Below are 8,050 nucleotides of genomic sequence, written 5' to 3' on the forward strand. Positions count from 1 at the left end.
CCGCGCCGACACTCCCCTTCCAGGAGGTGGATGGAGCATGGATAGACGCCGCGGTGGACGCTCTCAATCTCGATTCGACCATCGACCTGAGCGCGAGGAAGCCCTGGTGTCGGCGAGCGAGGCCGCGGCGCTGCTCGGCGTGAAGCTCGCGACGCTCTACACCTACGTGAGCCGGGGGCTGGTGCGGTGCGTGCCGGTGCAGGGAACGAAGGAGAGCCGCTACGCACGCGCGGACCTGGAGCGGCTGAAGGTCCGCCACGACGCGAGGGCGGGACACGCGGCGGTGGCGGCGGGAGCGCTGCGCTGGGGCGAGCCCGTCATCGACTCCGCAATCTCACGCGTGGAGGCCAAAGGCCTGGCGTACCGGGGAAGCCACTCCGCGGTGGAGCTGGCCACGAAAGGGCGCTCCTTCGAGGACGTGGCGGAGCTGCTCTGGTCCGGCGCGCTACCGAAACACCGGGACACGACGTGGCCCGCGACACGAGCCCCCTTCCCTCCTTCCGCGCTGGCGGCGCTCCTGCCCCAGGGCACGCCTCCCGCGAAGGTGCTGGCGACGCTGGTGTCCCTGCTGGGCGCGCGGGACGCGGTGCGCTTCGCGGTGCCGCCGGACCAGGAGCTCGTGCGGGCCCGGGCCCTGCTGCGTCACCTGGCGGCGTGGGTGTGCGCGGCCCGGGCGCCGGAGCGCGTGGGCCCTGCGTTGAGGGAACGGACGGTGGCGGACTCGCTGGCGCACGCGTGGGACGCCCGCTCATCGCACGCTCCGGCGTCGTTGAACCAGGCGCTGGTGCTCTGCGCGGACCATGAGCTGAACGTGTCGACGTTCGCCGCCCGGGTGACGGCGTCCTCCGGCGCGGACCTGTACTCGTGCGTGGGCGCGGCGATGGCGGCGCTCTCCGGAGCGAAGCACGGGGGCGCGTGCGACCGCGTGGAGGCGCTCCTCACGGAGGTGGGCCGTCCGGAGCGGGCGAAGGAGGTGGTGGACACGTACGTTCTCCGGGGCGAATCGGTGCCGGGCTTCGGCCACCGCCTGTATCCCCAGGGAGACCCGCGCACGCCTCCGCTCATCCTGGCCGCGCGGGAGCTGCGCCCGGATGCGCGGGCAGTGCGCGTGGGCTCCGCGCTGGTGGACGTGATGCGCGACGCGGGACATCCCGCGCCTTCAATGGAGGTGGGGCTGGTGATGCTGGCGGAGGCGCTGGGGCTGCCGAAGGGCGCGGCGGCGACGGTGTTCGCGGTGGGGCGCTCGGCGGGCTGGGTGGCGCACGTGCTGGAACAGCGGGAGCAGGGCCACCTGCTGCGCCCCAGGGCTCGCTACGTCGGCCCCTCTTCACCAGGGACAGATTGAATTCATCGGCCGGGATTCAGGATGGGGGTGACGATGTTGGTGGACCCATTGCGACTCTTCACCCTTTGGAGCCACTGCATGATGAAGAAGACCGCCCTGCTGACCTGCCTGCTCGGATTGCTGGGAGCTCTCCCGGCCAGCGCCGCTGAACTGAAGGACGTGTTCGGCAAGGAGGTCCCCATCGGGCAGGGCCGTCCCACCCTGGTGCTGTATGCCAACAAGGGCACCAAGGATGAGCTGCGCCAGCGCGCTTCCCAGTTCATCTACGACGTGCGTGAGAAGAAGCCCATCGTCGTCATCCACGTGGATCTGCGCGACGTTTCGGGCCTCTTCAAGGGCATTGCTCGCGGGGAGATCCGCAAGAGCCACAACGAGTCGCTCGCCGCCATGAAGGACCTGTACCGCCAGAAGGGCGAGGCACCGCCCGCCGAGCTGGACTCGTCGCTCTACATGGTCGCGGACTCCAAGGGTGAACCCCACAAGTCCATGGGTCTGGAGAAGGGGTTCGACCACGTGTTCGCCCAGGTGCTTGGCACCTCCGGGCAGGAAATCGCACGCGGCGCCTTCTCGGAAGGTGCCCGGAAGCTCAGCCAGGCGATGACCGCCGCGCCCGCCGTGGCGTCCCGCACGCCCTGAGTTCACGAGGGGTGTCCCCCACGCTCCTGCACCGCGCGTGGGTGGACGGCAAGGGATGAACAGCCTTACCTTGCTGGCGCGTTAGTCACTGCTCACCTGGAAACCATGTTGATGCATGGGATTCAAACGGTGGGCGGTGGCAGCGCGTCAGGTTCATTTCCCCCGAGACACCCCACATGTTCAAGTTCAAGACGTGCAGCCTCGCCGTGGTGGCCCTTGCGTTCAGCGCCTGTGGCCCCGCGCCGGAAGCGACGCAGCCGGCCCCCTCCGGTAGCGACATCGCGCAGGTCCAGTCCCAGGTGACGAAGGCCATCCCGGGCACGACGTGCGTGGTCGAAGCGACGAAGCCCTACACATATGACATCGGGGGCCCCATCAGCGCCCAGGCGTCTGCCTGGGATTGCGACCAGGACTACCCCATCATCTACATCTGCTCCACGGTGGAGCAGAAGTCGGTGAGCAGCACGGGCACGGTCACCTGGACGGCCATCCCGGGCAGCCGCAGCTGCTGGCCGGAGACGAACACGGACTTCGGTGGCCAGACGGCCAACCCCACGCCCTACGCGGCGGGCGTCTACCGTCAGCGTTCGCAGGCGGCCATCAAGCTCAACGCCACCACGTGGACCCCGGCGCAGCCGTCCACCTGCGCCACGCTCTCCAGCGACATCCCCTGCAAGTTCACCGAGGTGGTGTCCGGCAACGTGACGCTGTGACGCATGATGTCGTGATGTGAAGCACCCCGGACACCAGGTGCGGACCAGGGCAGGCGTTGGCTAGTCTGACGCCTTCCCGTTCCACCTGGAGTCTTTCATGCACATCGAATCCCCGCGCAGCGCCCGTTCCCCGAAGGCCGTGACGTTCCTCCGCATCCCGGTGCTGCTGGCCGTGGGCATGATGACGATGGGCAGCGGCATGGGGAACCCGGGCTGTGGCGGCAGTAACTATTCTGTCTGTGAGAGCGGTTGCGCCATCGGGGGCACCTACACGCTCCAGTTCGCGGACACATCGCCCCCTGGGGAGGTCTGCGAGACGTTGGGGCTCGGCCTGCCCACGGGGCCGCTGGAGTTGACGCGCTCCGGGCGGACCGTCTCGGCGGGCCTCGACGGCATGAAACTGTCGGGCGACTACGACTTCGACGAGGCCGACCGGCCGCTCACGCTGTACGGGACGAAGTCCGTGACGAGCACGCGCACGTACTCCGGCAGCATCAAGTCGGCGGTGGCCACGCCCGCGCCCGAGACGGAGACCGACACCTCGGTCATCACGGGCGAGTACGAGCTGATTGGAACCTCCGAGGACAACAGCCTGAGGTGCCACATCAAGCGGAACTTCACCGCGACGCGGTAGGGCCTCGGCCCCATTCGGGGTGCGGTAGGGTCGGGGCCATGCGTTCCCCCCTCATGGCCTCACTGCTGTTCCTGATGATGTCCGCGCCAGCCCGGGCCGCCGTACCGGCTGGCTTCGTGGAAACGAACTATTCGTCCACCAGCCTGACACCCGCCACCGGCATGGCGTGGGCGCCGGATGGTTCAGGGCGCCTGTTCGTCACGCTGAAGAACGGCGTCGTGCGGACGGTGGCCATGAAGGACGGCGTGCTGGAGACGCAGCCGGGCACCTCCACGCTGGTGACGCGCACGTTCGCCACGGAGCCCGCGGTCCACACCAACAGCGAGTGCGGACTCATCGGCATCGCGTTCGACCCGAACTACGTGGTCAACCGGTACGTCTACTTCTTCGTCACCGTCTCCGCCTCCGAGCAGCGCATCGTCCGCTACACGGACTCCAACGGCACGGGCATCGCGCGCACGGAGGTCGTCACGCGGCTGCCCACGGCGGGCAACAACCACGACGGCGGCGGGCTGGGCTTCGGCCCGGACGGGAAGCTCTACTGGGCCATTGGCGATCTGGGCAACGGCTCCGGCGTGGACGCGGACCTGACGTCGCTGGCGGCCAAGATGAGCCGCGCCAACCTGGACGGCACGCCCGCCAATGACAACCCGTTCAACGACGGCGTGGGCCCCAACAACGAATACATCTGGGCGCGCGGCCTGCGAAACCCGTTCACCTTCACGTTCCAGCCCACCACCGGACTGCTGTGGGTCAACGGCGTGGGCGACCGCTATGAGCAGGTCTTCGTCGTGAGCCGGCGCAGCCACGCCGGATACAACGACTACGAGAACAACCAGCCCGTCGGGAACGACTACCTCACCCCCGTCATCAAGTACCGCACCAACACGATTGATTCGAGCACCGTCACCGCCACGGGCGCGGTGCGCAGCGGGGGCATCACCACCTTCACCACCGCCTCGCCGCACGGCTTCCGCAAGGGGGAGAGGCTCACGCTCGAAGGCGTGGGGGACGCGAGCTTCAACGGCGAGTTCTACGTCGCCAGCGCCAACAACGCGCCCACGACCACCACCTTCACCGTGGCCCAGCCGGGCCTGCCGGACACGACCAGCGGCGGGGGCACAGTCACGACGCAGGCGCTGGGCGGCTCCATCACCGGCGGCGTCTTCTACGACGCGACCCTCTTCCCGCCGGAGTACCGCGGCAACTACTTCTTCGGCGACTACAACAGCGCCCAGGTGACGCGCGCCACGCTGGCGGCGGACAACTCGGTGGCGACGGTGGACGAGTGGGGCACGGGCTTCTCCGCCAACGTGGACATGAGCGTGGGGCCGGACGGCGCGCTCTACGCGCTGGGGTACACCAACGGCGTGGTGCGCCGGGTGACGCCCACGGCCACCGGCCAGAGGCTGGTGGTGTCCGGACTCAACCTGCGCCTGATGGAGGGCGGACGCGCGGCCTTCACCGTGCGGCTGGCCCAGGCGCCCTCCGCCAACGTAGCGGTCCAGGTAGCGCGGGCCATGGGCGGCTCCGAGGACCTGCGCCTGCTGGGCGGTGGCACCCTCACCTTCTCTCCCGCGAACTGGAGCGTGCCGCAGGTCGTGGTGCTCGAGGCGGTGGAGGACGCGGACGTGGAGCCGGACGTCGCCACCTTCACCGTGGCCTCCGAGGGGCTGACGACCGAGTCGGTGGTGGCCACCACCATCGACAACAACTCGACCCGGCTGGTGCTGTCCACTCGCCGGCTCGTCGTGCCCGAGGGCGGCAGCGCCACCTTCGACGTGTCCCTGTCCCTGCGGCCCTCGTCGAACGTGACCGTCACCGTGGCGTCCACCCAGGGGGATCCGGACCTCACCGTGGCCTCCGCGTCCACGCTCAGCTTCACGACGTCCAACTGGAACACGCCGCAGACCGTCACGCTCCAGGCGTCGCAGGACGCGGACAACGTGGATGGCACGGCCACCATCACGCTCGCCATTCCGGGCCTGGACGCGCGCACGCTGGAGGCCGTGGAGGCGGATGACGAACCGCTCCAGCCCACCATCTCCTCCACGCCTGTCACCACCGCCGGAGTGGGCTTCGAGTATCGCTACGACGTGGAGGCGGTGGGCCGGCCGCAGCCCACGTACTCGCTGGAGGGCGCGGTGCCGCAGGGCATGAGCATCGACGCGACCACCGGCCTCATCACCTGGACGCCGTCGGCGGCGGGCACCGTGGACGTGCACGTGCGGGCGACCAATGGCGTGTCGCCGGACGCGGAGCAGTCCTTCACCATCACCGCGGAGGCGGAAATGGGCGAACCGGATGCCGGCACCGACGCGGGCACGGAGACCCCGGATGCCGGCACGGGGACCCTGGATGCCGGCACGAACAATCCCCTGCCCGAGGACGACTCCGGCTGCGGCTGCGGCGCGGCCCCGGTGGCGCCGCTCGCGTGGCTGGCGCTCGTCGCGCTGGCCACCCGTCGCAAGCGGTCGCGCGCGAGCTGAGGCCTCGCTGAAACAGAAACGGGAGGGCGCCCGTGCTGGACGCCCTCCCGTTCCATTTCCGCTTCAGCGCGGCATGAAGGCACTTGCGCGTGTCCGGAAGCGGGACGCGGATTCCCATCGCCGGTCAGGGAAGTGACGGGTTCATCCCCGCTGTCGCCTGGGGGCGACTGTGCGCGCTCCGTGGCATGGGCCATGCTCAATGGCGTCCCCAATGGCTCCCCTCCTCCATGACCTCCTGCTCGCGCTGCGGCGACTGCGTCGCAGCCCCACCTTCACCGTCGTGGCGGTGGCCACGCTGGCGCTGGGCATTGGCGCCAACGTCGCCATCTTCAGCGTGGTGCACGCGGTGCTGCTGCGGCCGTTGCCCCTGCGCGACGACGCGCGGCTCGTGCGGCTGTTCAGCGTGGGCCAGCAGGGACCGGGGCCGACGTCGCCGCCGGACCTGATGGACCTGCGCGAACAGACGCGGGCCTTCGAGGGGCTCGCTGGCGTGGCGCCCGCGATGGTGACGCTCGGGGCGGACCGGCTGGAGGCCTCGCCCATGAAGGTGCAGGCCGGGCTGGTGACGGCCGACTTCTTCCAGGTGCTGGGGCCCCGCGTGCAGTTGGGCCGCGCGCTCCGGGCCGGGGATGACGCGCCTGGGGCACCCCAGGTCACGGTGCTGTCGCATGCGCTCTGGCAGCGCCGCTTTGGTGGCAGCCCCGACGTGCTGGGGCGCGCGGTGAACCTGGGCGGCCCCGTGCCGTGGACGGTGGTGGGCGTGATGGCGCCGGGCTTCGACTTCCCGTCGCGCGCGGAGCTGTGGACGCCCATCGTCCAGGACGAGTCCATGACGAAGCCGGAGGCGCGCGGCGCGCACTGGCTGGAGGTGTATGGGCGGATGGGGCCCGGCGTGAGCCTTGAGCGGGCGAAGGCAGACGCGGCGGCGGTCGCGCGGGGCCTGGCGGCGCGGCATCCGGCGACGAACGCGGACATGGGCGCGAGCGTGGAGCCCTTGCGCGACGTGCTGCTGGGCCAGGTGCGCCCCTCGTTGTTATTGCTGCTGGGCGCGGTGGGGCTGGTGCTGCTCATCGCGTGCGCCAACCTCATGCACCTGCTGTTGGCGCGGGCCGCGTCGCGCGAGGCGGAGACGTCCGTGCGGCTCGCGCTGGGCGCCAGCCGGGGGCGCATCGCGCGGGAGCTGTTGGTGGAGAGCGCGCTCCTGTCGGCGCTGGGTGGCGGGGCCGGGTTGCTCGCGGCGCTGTGGGCGCTGGATGCGCTGGCGGCGTTCGGGCCCCAGGACATTCCGCGCATCGACGAGGTGTCGCTCGATGGAACGGTGCTGGCGTTCACCGCGGGCCTGTCGGTGTTCACCACGCTGCTCTTCGGGCTGGTGCCTGCGTGGCAGACGTCGCGGGTGGAGCTGGCGCGCGTGTTGCGGACGGCGGGCGAGGGCGCGGGCGGCGCGGCGCACCACCACCGAACCCGCGCGGCGCTCATCGTGGCGGAGACGGCGCTGGCGGTGCTGCTGCTGGTGAGCGCGGGGCTGCTGCTGCGCAGCTTCGTGCACCTGCGGCAGGTCGACCCGGGCTTCCAGCCGGAGGGCGTATTGACGGTGAAGCTGAGCCTGCCGCCCAACCGCTACGCCATGGGCAGCGCGGCGCCCGCGGCCTTCTACGACGGGCTGCTCGAGCGGCTGCGGAGCCTGCCCGGGGTGACCGTGGCGGGCGCGGTGAATGCAGTTCCCATGGAGGGGAAGCGGTGGACGCTCGCGGTGCGTGACCCGCTCCGGCCGGTGGCGCCGGGCACGGAGCCCTGGCAGGCCAGCATGCGCATCGTCACGCCGGACGCGTTGGAGGCGCTGCGGGTGCCCGTGCTGCGCGGCCGGGGGTTGCTGCCGGAGGACCGGGGCGCGGGTGGGCGCGCGGTGTTGATCAACGCGGAGGCGGCGCGCCGCTTCTGGCCGGGAGAGGACCCGCTGGGACGCACGCTGGACATGGACATGGACCTGGGCAACGGCGCGTTCGGAGGCCGGGTGGTGGGGGTGGTGGCGAACATGGCCACGGAAGGACTGGCCGCGCCCGCCGCGCCGGAGGTGTATGTGCCCTATGAGCAGGCACGGACCACGGACATGACGCTGGTGCTCCGTACGAACGGGGAGCCGCTCGCGCTGGCCGGGGCGGTGCGGGCGGAAGTCCGGGGGCTGGACGCGAACCTCGCGGTGGGCAGCGTGCGGACGCTGGCGTCGGTGGTG

At 70.7% G+C, this 8,050-nt stretch carries 6 protein-coding genes; all 6 read left to right on the forward strand.

The genetic code is table 11. The features are described from left to right. Window positions 1-106 precede the first annotated feature (106 nt). The gene (locus D7Y11_RS25610) at window positions 107-1,345 is read left to right on the forward strand and encodes a citrate/2-methylcitrate synthase (protein WP_233607392.1); all 1,239 of its coding nucleotides are present in this window, start codon (window positions 107-109) and stop codon (window positions 1,343-1,345) included. A 78-nt stretch (window positions 1,346-1,423) separates the two neighbouring features. Continuing rightward, window positions 1,424-1,981 carry a hypothetical protein gene (locus tag D7Y11_RS25615; RefSeq protein ID WP_233597333.1) on the forward strand — a complete coding sequence of 186 codons (558 nt, stop codon included), beginning with the start codon at window positions 1,424-1,426 and terminating at the stop codon, window positions 1,979-1,981. A gap of 176 nt (window positions 1,982-2,157) precedes the next feature. Continuing rightward, the gene (locus D7Y11_RS25620) at window positions 2,158-2,694 is read left to right on the forward strand and encodes a hypothetical protein (protein WP_126935017.1); all 537 of its coding nucleotides are present in this window, start codon (window positions 2,158-2,160) and stop codon (window positions 2,692-2,694) included. A gap of 97 nt (window positions 2,695-2,791) precedes the next feature. Next, window positions 2,792-3,328: a hypothetical protein gene (locus tag D7Y11_RS25625; RefSeq protein WP_121754415.1), complete on the forward strand. Its 537-nt coding sequence runs from the start codon at window positions 2,792-2,794 to the stop codon at window positions 3,326-3,328. A 38-nt stretch (window positions 3,329-3,366) separates the two neighbouring features. Continuing rightward, window positions 3,367-5,817, forward strand: a complete 2,451-nt coding sequence (locus tag D7Y11_RS25630; RefSeq protein ID WP_126935018.1) for a PQQ-dependent sugar dehydrogenase — start codon at window positions 3,367-3,369, stop codon at window positions 5,815-5,817. Between the two features lie 211 nt (window positions 5,818-6,028). After that, window positions 6,029-8,050 (forward strand): ADOP family duplicated permease (locus tag D7Y11_RS25635; RefSeq protein WP_126935019.1); only part of this gene is annotated, 2,022 nt, incomplete at its 3' end.

The sequence above is a fragment of the Corallococcus sp. AB018 genome (assembly GCF_003986945.1).
GTDB classification, from domain to species: Bacteria; Myxococcota; Myxococcia; order Myxococcales; family Myxococcaceae; genus Corallococcus; species Corallococcus exiguus.

Excerpts from the sequence above, each read along its gene's own strand:
- D7Y11_RS25630 (WP_126935018.1), top strand. The coding sequence starts at position 3,367 with ATGCGTTCCCCCCTCATGGCCTCACTGCTGTTCCTGATGATGTCCGCG.
- D7Y11_RS25625 (WP_121754415.1), top strand. The coding sequence starts at position 2,792 with ATGCACATCGAATCCCCGCGCAGCGCCCGTTCCCCGAAGGCCGTGACG.
- D7Y11_RS25615 (WP_233597333.1), top strand. The coding sequence starts at position 1,424 with ATGATGAAGAAGACCGCCCTGCTGACCTGCCTGCTCGGATTGCTGGGA.
- D7Y11_RS25620 (WP_126935017.1), top strand. The coding sequence starts at position 2,158 with ATGTTCAAGTTCAAGACGTGCAGCCTCGCCGTGGTGGCCCTTGCGTTC.